This window comes from Bacillus sp. FSL R9-9834 (genome assembly GCF_038006905.1).
GTDB lineage: Bacteria > Bacillota > Bacilli > Bacillales > Bacillaceae_G > Bacillus_A > Bacillus_A pacificus.
Genome location: NZ_JBBOWD010000002.1, coordinates 328,758 through 347,251, shown reverse-complemented (window position 1 = coordinate 347,251; position 18,494 = coordinate 328,758). Strand labels below are relative to the sequence as shown.

Genomic DNA, 18,494 nt, shown 5'->3' with positions numbered 1-18,494 from the left:
TTGTGATCACCAGCTTTTAATTGTTCTTCATACACGTGAAGTGAACGTTGTTCCACTTCATGATTAGAGGGCTGAATGTGACGGGTCGCCAAACCGTTTTGTGTCACATCTGGCTCTTTTTTTATGTTCTTTATGTGGTTGATATCCGTTAATGATTTATTGATCCCAGAAATAATCGGATGAGTAGCGATGCACTCTAGATCAAAATAGATCTCTAAATGATGATCAAGAGTTTCCTTCACCTTTACTTCCATCCCTTTATAACGATAAGGAACCGAATAGTTTCGATCATTATAAGAAATCATGCTGCTTTCCGTTACGTAAGTAACCTTCCATTTACTTATTGGGAATAAGGGTCTCGTATTCCAATGTAATAAGTGTTTTTGTTCCTCTTCAAAACGCTGTAGAGGTGGCTCAAGCGTCGTTTGATTCGGTTTTTTATTGGCCACTTTGTCCAGCCATCCACTTAACATCTCATTCATCTCATGAAGTGTATTCTTTTGTTTTCTTTGCAGAAAATTCTTCTTAAGGTAACCAACCGCACTTTCTACTTTCCCTTTGGTTTGTGGTCTTGCTGGTTTACACGCTTTCGGAACAACTCCATAGTAAGCTAGGAATTCTTCGAACTTTCGATTAAAACGTATTTGTGTTGGACTATGTAAGGTGACTACCGTTTTCATATTGTCATAGAGTATGTGTTCAGGAACGCCGTTAAAATAGGCAAATGCATTCATGTGGCATTTCATTAGCTGCTCCATATTCATCGTATTTGTAATTTCCATGTATTTCATACGGGAGTAACCTAAAACGATGATAAATACATAAAGCTTTTGTTTCTTCCCATAAACCTCATGTTCTCCAATCTCTGCCCAGTCCATCTGTGCTTGCTTTCCAGGAGGTGTTTCAAAACGGATACTCGATTGTTTCTTTGGTTTCTGGCGATAAGGTCTGATGAAATCTCTTAAAATAGTCATCTTTCCTGGATAACCCATAGATTGAATTTCCTCAAGAAGCACTTCGCAGTTAGTGGTACCTTCCTTTAACCGTCTTAATAAATAGTCTTTATATGGATCTAAAAGGCTTGTTTTCAATTTACCGTGAGGTTGTTTTTTTTTCTTTGGTAACTCATTTTGATTTAAGTATTTTCGTATTGTTTTTGGATCAAAGCCTGTTAATTCTGCTATAGCAATCTGAGTCCAACCTTTTGAGTGATACTCTTTAATCATAAAAAATTCCCCATCCTTGATCATTATCTCTCTACACTCCAAGTTGTTTTTGAGATAATTATCCGTTATTATTGGGGAATTTCACACCGTTGTTATTAGGGATTTTACCACCGTTGTTTTCAGAGAAGTAAATCATTATTGGATTCAAGGTATAAACCGGAAGGTTACAACATTGGAGTGAATTGTGGGGAGACAGCAGGTCAAACGATTTTTCATTGTCACATACACTTAATACCAAGATACTTTAACGATATTAATGACCCCACAGGTGGTGTTAGAGGAGTGATTCCACAAAAAAGGATTTATAAATAATTATACATATTATTAGGAGGTTCCAATGCTAACAAATTTGTATTTGGTTAGACATGCCCATTCTACTTACACACCAGAGGAATTAAAAAGACCCTTATCAGAAAAAGGACTAAAAGATGCTTACAAAGTCAAAGAGTTACTAAGAGAAGAAAACATTGATCATGTTATCTCAAGTCCATATTTAAGGGCTATACAAACGGTTGAAGGAATAGCATTAACACTGGGCAGGGAGATTCAAATTGTAGATGAATTTAAAGAAAGAAAGCTAACGAAGGAAGATGTTAATGATTTTGAGCAAGCAATTAGAAAGGTTTGGGACAACCCTGATTTTTCTTGGGAAGGTGGAGAGTCAAACAAGAGTGCCCAACAAAGAGGAATTAAAGGCATTGAAATGGCTTTAGATAAATATGAAGGCAAAAATGTTGTTGTAGGAACACATGGAAATATTATGGTACTAATGATGAATTATTTTGATGAACAATACGATTTTGAATTCTGGAAGAAGCTTGCTATGCCAGATATATATAAACTTTCTTTCCAAAAAAAACCTTAGTTAATTGTATAAGAATATGGAAAGATTCTAACTTAATTTAACTTGTGAAATCCTTATTAATAGTGAAGTATAAAGTTCTATTTCAAACGGTAGCTTGTTTAGTTGAACAAGTCAGTTAAAAAAAGTCGGTTCCTTAGCGTACAGGAATTCGACTTTTTTTAGTTAAAATTCGCTTAGCGTACAAAACTTCCGAAATGTTGGCTGTACCCCTATAATTCCCTCAACAACTTCGTTCTATTCATCTGATATTAAGCTAGTCCTGGCTTATATCGGCCGGACTAACTTAGAGCAAGAAAAAAATGCTAAGCCCGTCACATCAAAGGCTTAGCGTATATTTTGTTCATCCAGCCTAGTTATCCATTTTGATAAAACTTTAAGGTGCTCGCAGTCAAGCAACCGTTTTCCCAACGAAACTACACATTTTCAATAATAATCCTTTGTGCTGTTCTCAGGTTGCGTTTTACAGTTCTCAACACATTTTCTTCTTCTGCGTAAGCACCTACTTGCACACCGTCAACAATTACACGTTTAATAGCCATATTGCTTTTCAGATTAGTCGATTTTCTCTTCAAATTAAACGCGCGTGCTAACCCATTAACATGCCCTTGGGCAACCGCTTGCCGCCAATTCGGGTCTCTTAATTTTTGGGCATCGCTTGCATGATCAATAAATCCGTTCTCCGTTAATAAAGCGGGCATTCTGGTTTCTCGCAGTACATGGAAATCGGCCTTTTTTTTACCACGGTTATGCAAGTTATTTACTTTGACAATTTCTTCATGCATAATGTCCCGAATTAACGCTGTTCTCGATGAATCAGACAAACTGTTATGAATATAATCTTCATACCCATGAGCTGAACCGTTAAATGCATTAACGTGGATGGATAGAAAATAATCTGCACCCCAAGCATTCGCATCATCTGTACGTTCTTTCAAGCTGCGCGTAATATCTGCTGTTCTACTCATTTTAATTTGCAGGCCTTCATAATGGTTTTCCAAGAGATTCCGGATGCTATGGGAAATATTTAAGGTAATTTCTTTTTCCTGCATCCCATTGCCAATAGCTCCTGGGTCCACTCCCCCGTGACCAGGATCTAAATATAATTTAAACATTTTACACCACCTCGTACAAATACAATATGATCGAAGAGTAACGGAGGTATAGGAATTCGTCTGAGGTACATATAAAAATAGGTGATGATAGGCATTACATTTCATTGAATCAGATGATTTATTTTAAAGCTAAGAAATTTTCCAAATGCGAGACCATATGTATGAGCAGCAGGAATTAATGTTCCATATTTTTCGTGGGTCAGGCAAACTCTTTTCATCTAGACAGTAGGCTGATTGATTATTGATGCTTCTTTCTTAACAAAACACCTAAGTGATTCTCTGTGCATATACTGTATCATTACTACAGGATTATGATTAAATACAACTCAATCCATACATAAAATAATCAAGGAGAGGTTAATTTTGAAAATTCCAAAGACAGCCAAAGTTAGTATCCCCTTTCCATCCGTATGGGGGATTGATGCTTCTATTGCGGGGAGATCCATTATTAGAGGTATACTTACCATTGATTCCATTGTAGACAACAAAGTAGTAGGTACAGTTAATTTTCGTGGTATACCTATTCCGATTAATGGGTATTGGGACGAAAGCGCTAAACAAATAAGTTTCGATTCACCATATGCCTCCTTTTTTGGCAACTTGACAATATTTGATGAGACCGCTATAAGCATTCGGCATTTCGTTTTAAGTGGACGGTTTATAATGAAACCTCCCTCTTTGCTGGCTGGTGAATATGGAAATTGGATTGCTACAACCTTTACACCCCGTTTGGGACCTCCCATATATACTAATGTTTTACCACCTGCTGGTGCCTTTTCAGTCTCAAGTATGCTCTTGGGACAGCAATTGTTTTAATTAGACCATGACTTTATAAAAACAACCTTCGTTTGTGATTGACTAAGGTTGTTTTTTATAAAGTGTTCTCGGAAAATACAGCCTTGCTTTAAATCTGAGTTTAGCGTATATCTCCGTTAAAATGTACTCGGAACCCTTTGATGATCGTGCCTAGTTAGATAAACAAATATTGATACTTCCTTATAGAAATAGCCTGCTTGGTTAGGTACGTTGTTTCACAATCCCCGGAAATTTTTAATATAAGTAATGAATGCTTATTTTTTTCCTTCCGATAGCTTTCTATATAAAGAAGCTCTAGATACATTTGTAATTTCACAAATTTGATTTACAGTCATATTTCCTTCTTTATATAGCTTTACTGCATAATTCATTCCTGCGTGATTTTTATGATATTTCTTTAACCGTCCTTTAAACTTCCCTTCTTTCTTTGCGAGCTCAATTCCTTCACGCTGACGCATACGAATAAGGTCTCGCTCTAATTGGTTAACACCAGCCATTACCGTAATTAAGAATTGGCTATATGGATTATCTTCTGATAAATCTAGCCATGTATCCTTAAGTGATTTTAAGCTTCCCTTTTTATTTCGTATTAAATCAATCAATTCAAATAAATCTTGCGTACTTCGAGTGATCCGAGTTAAATCTGTAACATAAATAATGTCACCTTCCTGTAAATCCTCTAACATTTTTTGAAGTTGTTCACGATCTTTTGTGGCTCCTGAAGTTTTTTCTTCATAAATAATATCCATTCCAATTTCGTTCAATTGCCGAAATTGTCTTGAAGGATTTTGGCTAGTCGAACTGACGCGTACATAACGGGGTGGCGTCAGGAAAATGCGGATTTACAACGATAAGGAATTTCCAATATAAAAAGCCTGATTTCCCATCACCTAAATTGAGAAATTAGGCTCTTTTTTCGTTACTCCATAAACAGCATTCTATTACTGAATATGTAATTTACTTCGGGATAACAGGGACCCAGAGTTCGTGTCTTGGTTTATGCTTCGGACCGTAATAACATTCTATACACGGTAAATTTGCAAGTTCATACTCGGAGGTAGGGACCCACTCGGAATATAAACGTTTCCATGCATCCACTATGTTCGGAAAAACTGCCCATGTACTTGCGGGAATAATAAGCGTCTCCATATTTTCTGGGGATTCCCCATCGTATCTTACGCCCATGAAATAGGAAAATTGTTCATCTGTGATGGCAGCTTCTTTTCCGCAAACCCCCAGAAGGCTTTCAAGCGTGCATTTTGGATTTTCCCATGACATATCTACTAGTTCTTGCATAAATCCATCTTTTTTCGCAGTGTTCCAAAGCGTAGGGATTGTTTTAAATGCTCTGCTTGTTTTTACTGGCTTGCTTTTTCCGACAATTCTTAATTCAAAATCAAGGTTTTCAATTCTGTAGTCCATCTCGGTATCTCCTTTAATAGAAATTTGAAAGGAAATTTTGGGAAAGGCTTTTAACTGTACCCCTCTATTACGAGCATTGGAAGGGGTTACCCCATGCATTTTTTGAAAAGCACGTGAGAAAGTATCAGAAGAAATATAACCATATTTAATTGCCACATCGATGATCCGAATATCACTTTTTTGAATTTCAAATGCTGCAAGTGTTAACCGTCTTCGTCTAATATATTCTGATAGCGATACACCTGAGATTGAAGAGAACATTCTTGAAAAATGAAACTCAGAACAGTTAGCTGCTTTTGCAATCTCTTTGTAGTCTATTTCTTCATCCAGGCTATTTTCAATGTAGTTTAACGCATTGTTCATTCTTTCTAGCCAATCCATAAGTTTACTCCCTTTCAATATTTACTTTAAAACAAAATAGATAATAATTACCGACATTTCATGCCTAAAAATGTTGGTGAAAAAATACACCTTTTGATAGAATCAGGACAAACTATTTGTTTCTTTCTGATAGATTTCTATATAATGAAGCCCTAGATACATTAGTAATTTCACAAATTTGATTTACAGTCATGCCGCCTTCTTTATATAGTTTTACTGCATAATTCATCCCTGCGTGATTTTTATGATACTTCTTTAAACGCCCCTTAAACTTTCCTTCTTTCTTTGCTAACTCAATCCCTTCACGTTGACGCATACGGATAAGGTCGCGCTCTAATTGGTTCACACCAGCCATTACTGTAATTAAGAATTGGCTGTATGGATTATCCTCTGATAAATTTAGCCATGTATCCTTGAGTGATTTTAAGCTTGCCTTTTTCCTTCGTATTAAATCAATCAATTCAAATAAATCCTGCGTACTCCGAGTGATCCGAGTTAAGTCTGTAACATAAATAATGTCGCCTTCCTGTAAATCCTGCAACATTTTTTGAAGTTGCTCGCGATTCTTTGCTGTGTCACTTTTGGAGTTATTTTGCGCTTGTTTTAAGTAATATTTTGCATTATAAGTAAATATAAAAACGCTATCATCATATAAAACGATAGCGTTTTTATTTACTTGATTCCGATTACTAAACTATCTCGTGCGGCTTCAACAACTTCTGTTGTTATTGTTTCAAGCTTATTAATTTCGAGTATTCTTTCAATTTGAGTGAACAGTCTCTGTATGAGCCTAAAGTTCCCTCCAGTAATCTTTATTATGCTAGTTATTGCCTCATAATCGGAAAAGTCCTCAAGCTTTATAGAAAGTCCTAACTCTCTCCATTTATATTCCAAAATATGATGGGTTTCATCTTTACTAAGTTTATCAAATTCATGGGCAAATCCAATTCTAGAGTAGAGTTGAGGGTATCGAGCTAATCGCTTTTCAATGCCAGGCATTCCAATTAATATCATCGCTATATCATTTCGATCGTAGATATCCCTAAGTTGTTCTAAATTTTGTACTTTTAGGCGATCTATTTCATCAACAATAATCAGGTCGATATCTTCATAAGCGTCAGTGGAGTACTTTTCTTCTTCTCCCTTAGTAAGTACTTTATACATAGTTCTTACCATGTTCATTCTAATTCCAATAGTATGAATCTCGTCAGTCATTTTAGTGGCTCGTACAGCTGGAGCTGTATAAAAAATTGTCCTAGCCTCAAGTATTTTTTCATCTGCATCTTGGCCAATTTCATTTGCTGTTTTATAAGCTATTTGTTTTTCAATGGAATCCCAATTTGCATAATACCTTGAGGACAATGTTTTTCCTACACCCGGTAATCCATAACAAATGCCTATATATTTATATTTGATACATGCATCACAAAACTCGGCAAATCGCTTATATTCTTTTGTTTCAATAAATTTTTGACCTTTATTCATTGAAATACCTCTTTAACTTTGACTTTGACTTTTTGGTAGGTTCATTTATTTTGTTCTCTAGATCCTTTTTCTTTGACAAGGCAATTTCTTCTACAACAGTTTTTCCAGAATCGAGTTGCTTTTTTAGACTTCTCCGTATTTTATTTCGTGCTGAAACAATCTCTTTTAAATCTACTGTATAATCGGAGATTTCAGGGGAAATAGCCGTACATAAGTATTTATCTTGATAAAACACTCGAATCTCCGCAATGTCTCTTGGATTATAACGAATAATGACAGTTTCTCCAATGTATGCAGCTAGATTTGTGTCTATATATCTAAGTCCTTGGAAGTGAATCCCGTCAGAATGAACCTTCCTTGGTTTCGCTACATTTAGCAATAATAAATCAAGACTTTCCAAACTCTCAGGCATATTGGGAAGAAATCCAGAATTATTCCACGCCTGTATCGGTTCTTTTTTTGTTGTACTGTGAACCCTATGGTGATAGTTACTTATAATGAAATTTGATAATTTTTCATCTAATTCTTTAATGGTAAGAAGTGAAGTGCTAGTCTGATTTCCCAAATAACCGGGTAAATCTTGCAGAAACAATTGATTAATGGTTAAAAAGAATCTCTCTATTTTCCCACGCCCTCTTGGAACACCAACTGTAGAAAAAACTAGATTAATTTTTAAATCAACTGCTACTTGCTCTAAATGGTTGGATGTAAAGTCACTCCCATGGTCTGTATAAAATATTTCAGGAATCCCACATATTTTCCAATCGGGATTGCTTTTTTTCCATATTGCTTGGTGTAAGACCAAAGATGTATGTATAGCAGAGGGATTTTCAAAAGTTAAGAAATATCCAGCGACTGCTCGGCTATAATCATCTAAAATGATTGTTAGCCAAGGTCTTTCTGGTTTTCCTTTTTCATTTAAAACTATAATGTCTAATGGGGTATGGTCTGCTTGCCAAATTTCATTGGGGTAGCTTGCCTCTCTTCGATGAATTAAATCATATTGATTGTTGTATGCTTTTTGGCCATCATGCGCTAACTTCTTCAGGCTTGGCAAAAGGGACTGTGATACCTTATGCACTTGATAATAACTTGGTTTTTCCCAGCCTTTTTTCTGACATTGCTCACAAATCATCCGATGAATAGACGTTAATGAATTCCTTTTGTACTTCAATATCAATTGTTCGATCGACACGACAACTTCTGGCTCTAAATGTGTTTTGCCGGCATCACTTCTTGTTTTTCGAATTAAACCTTTTAATCCATTTTGTTTATAGTCCTGAATCCAGTATTGCAGCGTTCTTTTGGCAATACCGGTTTCTTTTATAATAACAGTTAATGTTTTCTCATCGGTAAGATAAGGCGCAATGATTTTATACTTTACCATTGCTTCTCGACGTTGTTCTTCTGAATAAGCCGTTAATGGAGGATGTTCATTTTGCATTAATAACCACCTTTCCGATTTATTGTCTTTCTAAATAGCGATAAATTGTAGTACGAGATACACCCCATTTTTCTGCGACATCTTTGATAGGTGTACCACTTTCAATTAGGGATTTCATCATTTCTATGTCTTTCAATCCAAACTTTTCTGGTCTGCCACCGAGCCTTCCTCTTGCTCTAGCTGCCGCTCGACCGGCAGCCGATCTTTCTTCTATTAAATTACGTTCAAATTCAGCAAAAGCTGCGAATAAGTGAAACATCAATTGTCCTGTTGCATTACTTTTATCCATTGTTAGGTTTTCTTGAAGACTATGAAAACCAATACCACGTTTATTTAAGTTATTCACAATTTGGATCAAATCTTGCATGTTGCGTCCTAGACGATCCAATCGCCAAACTACAATTGTATCGCCTTCACGTGCATAATGAATTGCTTCCTCTAAACCAGGACGTTGTTTTTTTGTTCCACTCATTTTATCGTGAAAAATCTTCTTACAACCATATTGAGTTAGTGCATCTGTTTGTAAATCTAAATTTTGTAATCCTGTAGATACACGTGCATATCCAATTAACACCAATTATCACTCTTTCTAATTTTTACTCTATTACCATTGTAACATAAGATAGAAACACATTGGTTATTGAACATAGAATAATGAACAGAGTTTTATTACATATAAGACAATAAAACACGCTTCTTTTAAATCAAAAAGAAGCGTGTTCAGAAAAGGACGAGTTTTGGAACAAATATTGGGTTTAAGAAATATTGGCAGGCTGCTTTTTTGATAAAAAGCGCTTTTTTAATTTTGTTCCGCAATCGGTCCATATTCTGGAATAAGTGATTGTATAAATAATTAAATTTTGAGATAATTATCATTAAGGAAAAGGGAGTTTAAATGGAATAAGATTGCTCACTAAAAGAAGTAATGAAAATATGACTTATAAGGGGTAGAGTTATGAAGCATAAAACATCAGAAAGATTATTTAGAATAGATTGCGGATATATATATATCCAAGAGTTTTCCATTAAAGATGCAGATAGTATATACAGAATTTCAAATCAACCCGAAATATTTAAGTTCTTGCCAGACTGGAAATCAACAAAAGAACAAAGGGTAGATTGGGTTACCAATTATGAAATACCAGCAAATAAAGCCTTTCTTGATGCCGCTGTAAATACATCAAACATAGATGGTCATTTTTTAAAACTAGGGGTATTTATTAAGGAAACAGATGAATTTATTGGTTGGTGCTGTACAGGCATTAAAGATGAGCTACCTTCACCGAATAGAGAAATTATGTATGCCATTTCAAGTGAATTTCAAAAGAAAGGATACGCTACTAAAGCGTCTAAAGGATTGATTAACTATTTGTTTACAAATACAAATTTAGATGTCATTAACGCAGTAGCTTTAATTAACAACGTTTCATCAAATAAAGTTATTGAAAAATGCGGATTTACTTATCTGAGTCAACAAACGATAGAAAATGAATTATATAATCACTATATATTGAATAAATCAGAGTGGATGAAAAAGCATTAAATGAAAATGTTGTTGTTCCAGAAAAGGGCGCTTTAATGGAGCAACGAAAAAAGCCTAATTTCTCAATTTTAATGAGAAATTGGGCTTTTTATATTTACTCATAGTGCAAAATAGCGCTTAAAATAGGTGCAAAATAACTCCTAAATTGACAAGTAGACTGATAAAATCATAGTTAAGAGTGTCTCATAAGACTTATCTCAAAAATGAGGTGATATTTTGCGGAAAATTGGTTATATACGTGTCAGTTCGACTAACCAAAATCCTTCAAGGCAATTTCAGCAATTAAACGAAATCGGGATGGATATTATTTTTGAAGAAAAAGTTTCTGGTGCAACAAAGAATCGCGAGCAACTTCAAAAAATGTTGCAGGATTTACAGGAAGGCGACATTATTTATGTTACAGACTTAACTCGGATCACTCGGAGTACGCAGGATTTATTTGAATTGATTGATTTAATACGAAGGAAAAAGGCAAGCTTAAAATCACTCAAGGATACATGGCTAAATTTATCAGAGGATAATCCATACAGCCAATTCTTAATTACAGTAATGGCTGGTGTGAACCAATTAGAGCGCGACCTTATCCGTATGCGTCAACGTGAAGGGATTGAGTTAGCAAAGAAAGAAGGAAAGTTTAAGGGGCGTTTAAAGAAGTATCATAAAAATCACGCAGGGATGAATTATGCAGTAAAACTATATAAAGAAGGCGGCATGACTGTAAATCAAATTTGTGAAATTACTAATGTATCTAGGGCTTCATTATATAGAAATCTATCAGAAAGAAACAAATAGTTTGTCCTGATTCTATCAAAAGGTGTATTTTTTCACCAACATTTTTAGGCATGAAATGTCGGTAATTATTATCTATTTTGTTTTAAAGTAAATATTGAAAGGGAGTAAACTTATGGATTGGCTAGAAAGAATGAACAATGCGTTAAACTACATTGAAAATAGCCTGGATGAAGAAATAGACTACAAAGAGATTGCAAAAGCAGCTAACTGTTCTGAGTTTCATTTTTCAAGAATGTTCTCTTCAATCTCAGGTGTATCGCTATCAGAATATATTAGACGAAGACGGTTAACACTTGCAGCATTTGAAATTCAAAAAAGTGATATTCGGATCATCGATGTGGCAATTAAATATGGTTATATTTCTTCTGATACTTTCTCACGTGCTTTTCAAAAAATGCATGGGGTAACCCCTTCCAATGCTCGTAATAGAGGGGTACAGTTAAAAGCCTTTCCCAAAATTTCCTTTCAAATTTCTATTAAAGGAGATACCGAGATGGACTACAGAATTGAAAACCTTGATTTTGAATTAAGAATTGTCGGAAAAAGCAAGCCAGTAAAAACAAGCAGAGCATTTAAAACAATCCCTACGCTTTGGAACACTGCGAAAAAAGATGGATTTATGCAAGAACTAGTAGATATGTCATGGGAAAATCCAAAATGCACGCTTGAAAGCCTTCTGGGGGTTTGCGGAAAAGAAGCTGCCATCACAGATGAACAATTTTCCTATTTCATGGGCGTAAGATACGATGGGGAATCCCCAGAAAATATGGAGACGCTTATTATTCCCGCAAGTACATGGGCAGTTTTTCCGAACATAGTGGATGCATGGAAACGTTTATATTCCGAGTGGGTCCCTACCTCCGAGTATGAACTTGCAAATTTACCGTGTATAGAATGTTATTACGGTCCGAAGCATAAACCAAGACACGAACTCTGGGTCCCTGTTATCCCGAAGTAAATTACATATTCAGTAATAGAATGCTGTTTATGGAGTAACGAAAAAAGAGCCTAATTTCTCAATTTAGGTGATGGGAAATCAGGCTTTTTATATTGGAAATTCCTTATCGTTGTAATCACCATTTACCTGAAGCGCTTCCTTTAGGAGATTATCGCAAAAATATTCCAAACCGTGTGGGGATGGTTTGATGCTAATGAGTATAATATGAGGTGTTTTATGGATAATTAATTAATAAATGGAAAGAATACCTTTGAGTAACCTAGAAATAAATTTTATTTTATTTGCTCATTAATTATTAAATCCTAATCAGATAGTAGGTTTAACAATGCAATCACATAAAGCAAATTTTTCACAAGTATTTGTTTTGTTTATGATGAGTATTGGCTTAATGAATCACGTAATGGTAATTCCTATGTTATTAGCGATCTCAAAGAGGGATTCGTGGATTTCTGTCCTCTTATCTGGAGGATTCATTCTCGGTTGGTTACTTTTTATTCAATTTATTATGAAAAAATTAGACCATACACATCTGTATTCATGGTTAAATAACCATTTTGGCAAAATTATTGCAAGGGGATTATGTTTTTTAATATATATATTTATCCTCTTATTTATTGGAGTTACCTTAAAGGATATGATTGTATGGACCGTTACATCCTATTTCCCACAAAGTCCTGCGCCTATATTAGCAATGCTATTTTTAGTTATCTGCTTTTTTGCTGCAACTTCTACCTTTACAACCTTATCTATTCTCTCAGGTTTTTTATTAGTATTTGTTGTTGCATTAGGCTTTTTCGTTATGAGTCTTAATTTTCCTCATAAGGATTATTCTCAATTATTCCCTATCCTTGAGAATGGATTGACACCCGTTATCAAAGGAACCGTCTATAGTTTAGGTTCTCTGCTAGAAGTGATTTTAATATTTTTTATTCAACATAAATTAAAAATGAATATCAAGTCACGGAGTTTTATTATGCTCGGCTTAGTATTGATAGGCTTAACGCTTGGACCTTTATTGGGTTCTATTGCTATTTTTGGACCTGAAGAGGCTTCTAATCAGAGGTATCCTGCTTACGAAGAATGGAGATTATTGAAGATAGGAAAGTATATCGAACATGTAGATTTCTTTTCAATTTACCAATGGTTATCAGGTGGATTTATTAGGATTAGTTTTGGTTTATATATTATTGGACAATTATTTTCATTTAAAAACGAGAAAAAAAGGAATGTATTAATAGGAATCAGTTCACTAATTACATTTGTGGCTGTTCTTCTTCCTATAAGTGATATCGAATTTGTTCGTTTTTTACAAAATGTTTATTTTCATTTAACTTTTTTATTTTTACTTTCCTTTTCAATAGTATTAGGACTTTTAGTTTTTCTAAAAAGAGGAAAGGAGAGATAATCCTTGCGAAGATGGAATCAGAATACAAAAAAAGAGGGTAATGGAAAATTTTCTATCTATAAACCAAATCCAATATTAAATGAGGAAAAAATACGTTCAACATATCAAAATAGTGAGGATGTCAAAGTTGTTCTCCATAAAATTGGGAGTGAAGAAAAAGCTGTTGAGACCTTTTTCATTTATTGCGAAAGTTTAGTGGACAAAAAACAAATAAATCAGATTGTTATTCCTCAATTAGAAAAAATAGCTCAAAAACATCAATATCTTTTCTTAAAGGAAGAAATCCATAAGTATCAACAAGAGCTAGAGTGGACACCTTTAAAAGTGGGAGAAGGGTTAGAGTCTATCTCTTTGGAAATATTTAACGGAAATTTAGTTCTGTATTTTCCTAAGTCGCTTACCTTTTTTTCTGTCAATGCTTCAAATAAACCAAACCGTTCTACTGAACAGTCTAATTACGAAATATCCGTACGTGGGCCAAGAGACAATTTTATTGAAGATATTTCAACAAACGTGGCACTTATTCGTAAAAGATTAAGACATCCCACCTTGTCTTATCAAACGTTGACGTTAGGTAAACGGACCCAAACTCAAATAGGGATATTATATTTAAAAGATGTAGTTAATTTAGAGATTTTAGATAACATTCGAGAATGTCTAACTTTAATTGATATCGATGGCGTAATTAGTTCAACTCAAATTCAAGAGATGGTATCGAAACAATCTTTATCTATTTTTCCTCTTTGTGGTGATACAGCTAGACCAGATTTTGCAGTGGAATGCTTATTGCAAGGTAGAGTAGTGATTATAATTGATGGCTCCCCAATTGTTATTATCGCTCCTGTTACTATAACTTTTTTAATAAAAGCTGCAGAAGATTCCCACTTTAATTTTCTAACTGTATCATTTGCACGCTTTTATCGGTGGATAGGATTTCTTTTAGCTGTCTTCCTACCCGGATTTTGGATGGCATTACTTGCTTATCACCAAGATCAAATTCCTTTCCCTCTTCTTGCGACTGTGACTGTTGCAAGATCAGGTCTACCATTTCCAGCACCACTTGAGCTTATAATTGTTTTGTTCCTTTTTGAGATGTTCCGTGAAGCCGGTCAAAGATTACCCTCCCCCCTTGGTCAAACCCTTTCAGTGGTAGGCGGACTAATCAGTGGGGATGCTGCAATCCGTTCGGGTTTTATCTCCCCTTCTGTCATTGTTATTACTGCTTTATCTGCTATTGCGGGATATACCTTAGTAAACCAAATATTAGCAGGAGCAGTATCCATACTCAGAGGGTTTGTACTATTATGTTCAATTTTGATGGGGTTATATGGATTTATGCTTGCCGGATTCGTAATCGTTCTTTATATCTCAAGATTACGTTCCTTTGGAATCCCTTACTTAGCTTTAGTTTTCCCAAAATCTAGTTCAGATTTTTTCAAGGGATTGTTTCGTTTACCGTGGAGAAGTTATAGACATAGAGTTGATTATCTCCGAACCAATGATAGTTCTAAAACGGACGAAGGAGAAGGAAAACAGTGAAGCTGCACAAAATAAAACTAATAATTATGATGCTTATCACTAGTGCAATGTTATCTGGATGTTGGAATATTAAAGAAGTTCAAGATATTTATTATGTTGCAGCTCTTGGTATAGATTTTAAAGAAGGAAAATATATAGCTTATGCTCAGTTACTTGACTTTTCTAACGTTGCTAAGTTAGAGGGGGCTAGACCTGATAAACAACCACCAGTGTGGATAGGAAGAGGTGAAGGTTTTACCATTACGGAAGCATTAAATCAATTATATAAGGATGCTCAACAAAGACTTTTTTGGGGACATGTATCTACAATAATATTAAGCGAAAGACTGCTCAGACAAGATATTAAAGACTCTATTGATTTTATTAATCGGTACCGAGAAATACGCTATAATATTCTCTTATACGCTACAAAGGAACCCATTGATGATATACTTAAAACAAAAGCCTTTTTTACATTATCGGGGTTGTCTACCATTCTCCATGAACCAAAGGAAAGGTATAAACAACGGTCTTACATACAACCTAAACAATTTTATCAATTTATTAGAGATAGTGATCCGATGGGGCAAACTGCTTATATCCCATCACTTAAAATTTCAACAGAAAATTGGAAAGAAGAATCCAAAAAAGCACCATTATTAAGAAATGATGGAGCGTTCTTTGTAAGGAATAATCGCCTAGAAGGATGGCTTTCTGAGACTGATTTAAACGGTCTAAGATGGATGGATGAAAAAAACGTTCGATCTCCTGTGTGGATTATTGAGAATGATAGCGCTGTTGTTTCCGTAGTGATAGAGAAACCTAAGATTACAATTTCCCCTATTATGAGTAGTAAGCCCATACTTTTTAATATTCGAGTTGAAGTTCAAGCTGGAATAAATGAGAAGATCAAGGAAATTAGTGATAAAGAGTTGATTACAAAAACTGAAGATATTATCAAATTAGAAATTCTAAAATCCTTTGAAAAAGGAATAGAAATAAATGCAGATATCTACAAATTAGGTGAATCATTATACCGTCAGAATCCAAGAAAATGGAAAGAAGAAGTAAAAACAGACTCGTTTTACTTAAATGAACACAGTATAAAGAATTTAAAAGTTAAAGTTAATTTAGTTAACTCCGGAAAGTTGAAGTACCAAGATGGATCCTAATATTAATTCAAACGGTATTTATAGTTTTTTAAAAAGGCCTAAGCTCTTGCAACACCGAGAAATTAGGCTTTTTTATATTGAATTCCTTAACGTTGTAAATCCGCATTTTCCTGACGCTACCCCTAGATAAAGAAATAGGAATTCATCATTTATTTAGTTGAGTGGATATGCAGGGGAATTTACTCCGTTATTGGATAAGGACGGAAAGTCAATGGCAAAACTATATATTCGAATAAAACAATTTATATTATTCAACTATATGGTAGCTTTAGTTTCACAAGGAAATAAACAACTTTATTATCTGTTTTGATTTCAGAAGTAAAGCTGAACTTAACTTTTTTAAAAGGAGATACTACAATTTAAGCAGTGCCTCCTTTACGTTTTTATAAGTGAGTTTTAATGACCTTATTGTTTCTATTCATTATGTCCAATGCTATAGATGGGCTGATGCAGCTTGAATTCACAGTGACTTCTTTAATTTTGTTTTTCCTTTTCTTCTAGGAATGAGCAGTTAGTTTTCTGCTGAATGCTCTTTTATATTAACTTGTTTGTCATCATATATTACGGATATGTAGCTATTAACTCATAGGGTCTTCTTTTAAAGAGCACTTGTACCTAGTGCTCTTTTTAGTTTCCTTATTTAGCTCACTTTTAATTTTACATAATATTTTTAATTCCGTTTATACTATAGTTGTAACTTTAAGTTACAACGTATTGTGGGTATCGTTATTGTTGGACAATAAAGCAGTTAGTTCATTGAGCTAGCTGCTTTATTATTTAAATAATAACAACATTAAACCTCTCCCTATAAATTGTTATTCATAACATCATTAGTTACTATATTTTAGTTTTATTTCCCACTTTTCCAGCATATTCTTTAAGAAGGGTGTTTAGCTAAAAAAGTTACCTCCTTATCGATGAGCACTCACTTATGTAGTGCTCCTTTTCATGCTGTACAATTCTGTTTTACTTGTATAATTATATATAGTTTCTTTTTTGAACCTCCCACATTCTTTTTTACAAGTTGCAATGAAACAGTTAGCTTTTTTCTAACTATCCTGTTTTTATTTTTCACTTTTTAGTTAAACGTACATATATTAACTTTGAACAATGGCCAATAGGATACTTAACCTACCTCTCTAAGAGCACATTTATATCTGTGCTCTTTTTTGAGTCACTTTAAAATAACGATTTTGTTTAGTTATCATTTGATTAATCATATTTAAAATTTTTTAACATATCTTAATTTTAATCAGGAATTACACTACCCCCCAGTAGATCTGTAGTTCCTGTAATTGAGCCTATAACTCTGATTAGAACCTGTTATAAACAACAGGTTCTATTTATGGTCATTCTTCATCCCCATCGTTGCGATAGGTAAGACTTTGAAGTTATCTCCATCTTTTGCGCCACTTAACACTGTACGTGCGAAATTCACTACATTCAAACACCTCTAGGCTACATTAAGCAATACAAACTTTATTAATGTATTCATTTCTAGCTTGAAGATAAAAAAATTCATGATTCCACATATTTATATTCTCTATCCATTTTGGATACTTTAAAAATGGATACTTATTTTATACATATTTTACTTGTATGATTTTAATCAAAATGTGAGGTGGTCGTTTATGATAAAAGGCTATGCAGCATTGCTTATTATAGATGTACAAGTGGGTTCATTTAAAGAAGAAAGAATGCTATATAAAGGAATTGAATTATTAAAAAACATTCAATTGTTAATCCATAAAGCTCGTACTGTCCAAGCGCCTATTTTTTACATGAAGTTTAATGGGAAAACAGGATCTTTATTAGAGCATGGAAATCCGGAATGGGCAATTCATGAATCTGTAGCTCCACTATCTGAAGATATCGTTCTTGAAAAAAACCACCCTGATTCATTTCATGAAACAAGTCTTCAACAAGAATTGAATAAAAGGGACATCGAACACATTGTGATTACAGGCGTTCAGTCTGAAATATGTATAGATGCGACGTGTCGACGTGCATATAGCTTAGGGTATGATGTTACTCTTGTTGAAGATGGGCATAGTACATATGACACTACATTATTATCGGCATCCCAAATTATTAAGCATCATAACGATATAATAGGTGAATGGTTTGCTGATTTGAAAAAAGCTCAGATAATTGAATTTTAATTAATCTTGAATAGGTTTTTCTTGATAGATATAGTACGAATCATTTAAATTTAGCTAAGGTATTAATCCTGTTTCCTATTATTAAATATATGTTTTACTGTATGCGATAATGTAATAATTATATTCTAATAATTAAATGCCCCTTTTAGGGCTACAGACACACCGTTATTAAGTAACAAAAAGCTTATTTTTT

The 18,494-nt window shown here is 34.2% G+C and carries 17 protein-coding genes and 1 pseudogene; 10 read left to right on the top strand and 8 right to left on the bottom strand.

All coding sequences use genetic code 11. The annotated features are described in order from the left end of the window. The coding region (gene istA, locus MKY00_RS29285) for an IS21-like element ISBce16 family transposase (protein WP_341035531.1) at positions 1 to 1,250 on the bottom strand (1,250 nt) is incomplete at its 3' end. A 114-nt stretch (positions 1,251 to 1,364) separates the two neighbouring features. Between istA and MKY00_RS29280 the strand changes: the two genes are divergently transcribed. Further along, complete coding sequence (locus tag MKY00_RS29280; RefSeq protein ID WP_014315595.1) at positions 1,365 to 1,538, top strand: HIT family protein; 174 nt, start codon at positions 1,365 to 1,367, stop codon at positions 1,536 to 1,538. 25 nt (positions 1,539 to 1,563) lie between these two features. Then, positions 1,564 to 2,091 (top strand): histidine phosphatase family protein, encoded by a 528-nt coding sequence (locus MKY00_RS29275; protein ID WP_000957214.1) that lies wholly within the window; start codon positions 1,564 to 1,566, stop codon positions 2,089 to 2,091. Positions 2,092 to 2,504: 413 nt separating this feature from the next. On the opposite strand, the gene MKY00_RS29270 is transcribed toward MKY00_RS29275, so the two are convergent. Beyond that, positions 2,505 to 3,203, bottom strand: a complete 699-nt coding sequence (locus MKY00_RS29270) for an N-acetylmuramoyl-L-alanine amidase family protein (protein ID WP_000475617.1) — start codon at positions 3,201 to 3,203, stop codon at positions 2,505 to 2,507. A gap of 363 nt (positions 3,204 to 3,566) precedes the next feature. Between MKY00_RS29270 and MKY00_RS29265 the strand changes: the two genes are divergently transcribed. Then, positions 3,567 to 4,019 carry a hypothetical protein gene (locus tag MKY00_RS29265; protein ID WP_000701227.1) on the top strand — a complete coding sequence of 151 codons (453 nt, stop codon included), beginning with the start codon at positions 3,567 to 3,569 and terminating at the stop codon, positions 4,017 to 4,019. A gap of 254 nt (positions 4,020 to 4,273) precedes the next feature. On the opposite strand, the gene MKY00_RS29260 is transcribed toward MKY00_RS29265, so the two are convergent. From MKY00_RS29260 to MKY00_RS29235, 6 genes and pseudogenes are all read right to left on the bottom strand, one after another. Then, positions 4,274 to 4,849: a recombinase family protein gene (locus tag MKY00_RS29260; RefSeq protein ID WP_033656251.1), complete on the bottom strand. Its 576-nt coding sequence runs from the start codon at positions 4,847 to 4,849 to the stop codon at positions 4,274 to 4,276. 127 nt (positions 4,850 to 4,976) lie between these two features. Then, positions 4,977 to 5,822: an AraC family transcriptional regulator gene (locus MKY00_RS29255; protein ID WP_000383881.1), complete on the bottom strand. Its 846-nt coding sequence runs from the start codon at positions 5,820 to 5,822 to the stop codon at positions 4,977 to 4,979. Positions 5,823 to 5,934: 112 nt separating this feature from the next. Then, a pseudogene (locus MKY00_RS29250) lies at positions 5,935 to 6,402 on the bottom strand (recombinase family protein); the annotation flags it as partial. Positions 6,403 to 6,494: 92 nt separating this feature from the next. After that, positions 6,495 to 7,307, bottom strand: coding sequence for an AAA family ATPase (locus MKY00_RS29245; protein WP_001032575.1), 813 nt, complete (start codon positions 7,305 to 7,307; stop codon positions 6,495 to 6,497). Further along, on the bottom strand, positions 7,300 to 8,751 hold the full coding sequence (locus MKY00_RS29240; RefSeq protein WP_001178744.1) for a Mu transposase C-terminal domain-containing protein: 1,452 nt from the start codon (positions 8,749 to 8,751) through the stop codon (positions 7,300 to 7,302). Before MKY00_RS29240 ends, MKY00_RS29245 begins: the two co-directional genes overlap by 8 nt. 19 nt (positions 8,752 to 8,770) lie before the next feature. Continuing rightward, positions 8,771 to 9,325, bottom strand: a complete 555-nt coding sequence (locus MKY00_RS29235) for a recombinase family protein (protein WP_000904909.1) — start codon at positions 9,323 to 9,325, stop codon at positions 8,771 to 8,773. A gap of 381 nt (positions 9,326 to 9,706) precedes the next feature. On the opposite strand from MKY00_RS29235, the gene MKY00_RS29230 reads away from it, so the two are divergent. From MKY00_RS29230 to MKY00_RS29200, 7 genes are all read left to right on the top strand, one after another. Further along, positions 9,707 to 10,294 (top strand): GNAT family N-acetyltransferase, encoded by a 588-nt coding sequence (locus MKY00_RS29230; protein ID WP_000681199.1) that lies wholly within the window; start codon positions 9,707 to 9,709, stop codon positions 10,292 to 10,294. A gap of 216 nt (positions 10,295 to 10,510) precedes the next feature. Further along, complete coding sequence (locus MKY00_RS29225; RefSeq protein ID WP_001226074.1) at positions 10,511 to 11,086, top strand: recombinase family protein; 576 nt, start codon at positions 10,511 to 10,513, stop codon at positions 11,084 to 11,086. A 112-nt stretch (positions 11,087 to 11,198) separates the two neighbouring features. After that, positions 11,199 to 12,044 carry an AraC family transcriptional regulator gene (locus tag MKY00_RS29220; protein ID WP_000383881.1) on the top strand — a complete coding sequence of 282 codons (846 nt, stop codon included), beginning with the start codon at positions 11,199 to 11,201 and terminating at the stop codon, positions 12,042 to 12,044. A 325-nt stretch (positions 12,045 to 12,369) separates the two neighbouring features. After that, complete coding sequence (locus MKY00_RS29215) at positions 12,370 to 13,449, top strand: GerAB/ArcD/ProY family transporter (RefSeq protein WP_001190586.1); 1,080 nt, start codon at positions 12,370 to 12,372, stop codon at positions 13,447 to 13,449. A 3-nt stretch (positions 13,450 to 13,452) separates the two neighbouring features. Next, positions 13,453 to 14,988: a spore germination protein gene (locus tag MKY00_RS29210; RefSeq protein WP_341035528.1), complete on the top strand. Its 1,536-nt coding sequence runs from the start codon at positions 13,453 to 13,455 to the stop codon at positions 14,986 to 14,988. Further along, complete coding sequence (locus tag MKY00_RS29205; RefSeq protein WP_000766211.1) at positions 14,985 to 16,139, top strand: Ger(x)C family spore germination protein; 1,155 nt, start codon at positions 14,985 to 14,987, stop codon at positions 16,137 to 16,139. Before MKY00_RS29210 ends, MKY00_RS29205 begins: the two co-directional genes overlap by 4 nt. A 1,631-nt stretch (positions 16,140 to 17,770) precedes the next feature. Next, entirely contained in the window at positions 17,771 to 18,301 is a 531-nt protein-coding gene (locus MKY00_RS29200; protein ID WP_000589748.1) for a cysteine hydrolase family protein, read from the top strand. Positions 18,302 to 18,494 lie beyond the last annotated feature (193 nt).

What these genes read in the sequence shown, in the direction of transcription:
- MKY00_RS29275 (WP_000957214.1), top strand. Translation starts at nt 1,564, where the DNA reads ATGCTAACAAATTTGTATTTGGTTAGACATGCCCATTCTACTTACACA.
- MKY00_RS29220 (WP_000383881.1), top strand. Translation starts at nt 11,199, where the DNA reads ATGGATTGGCTAGAAAGAATGAACAATGCGTTAAACTACATTGAAAAT.
- MKY00_RS29255 (WP_000383881.1), bottom strand. Translation starts at nt 5,822, where the DNA reads ATGGATTGGCTAGAAAGAATGAACAATGCGTTAAACTACATTGAAAAT.
- MKY00_RS29240 (WP_001178744.1), bottom strand. Translation starts at nt 8,751, where the DNA reads ATGCAAAATGAACATCCTCCATTAACGGCTTATTCAGAAGAACAACGT.
- MKY00_RS29245 (WP_001032575.1), bottom strand. Translation starts at nt 7,307, where the DNA reads ATGAATAAAGGTCAAAAATTTATTGAAACAAAAGAATATAAGCGATTT.
- MKY00_RS29215 (WP_001190586.1), top strand. Translation starts at nt 12,370, where the DNA reads ATGCAATCACATAAAGCAAATTTTTCACAAGTATTTGTTTTGTTTATG.
- MKY00_RS29230 (WP_000681199.1), top strand. Translation starts at nt 9,707, where the DNA reads ATGAAGCATAAAACATCAGAAAGATTATTTAGAATAGATTGCGGATAT.
- MKY00_RS29270 (WP_000475617.1), bottom strand. Translation starts at nt 3,203, where the DNA reads ATGTTTAAATTATATTTAGATCCTGGTCACGGGGGAGTGGACCCAGGA.
- MKY00_RS29200 (WP_000589748.1), top strand. Translation starts at nt 17,771, where the DNA reads ATGATAAAAGGCTATGCAGCATTGCTTATTATAGATGTACAAGTGGGT.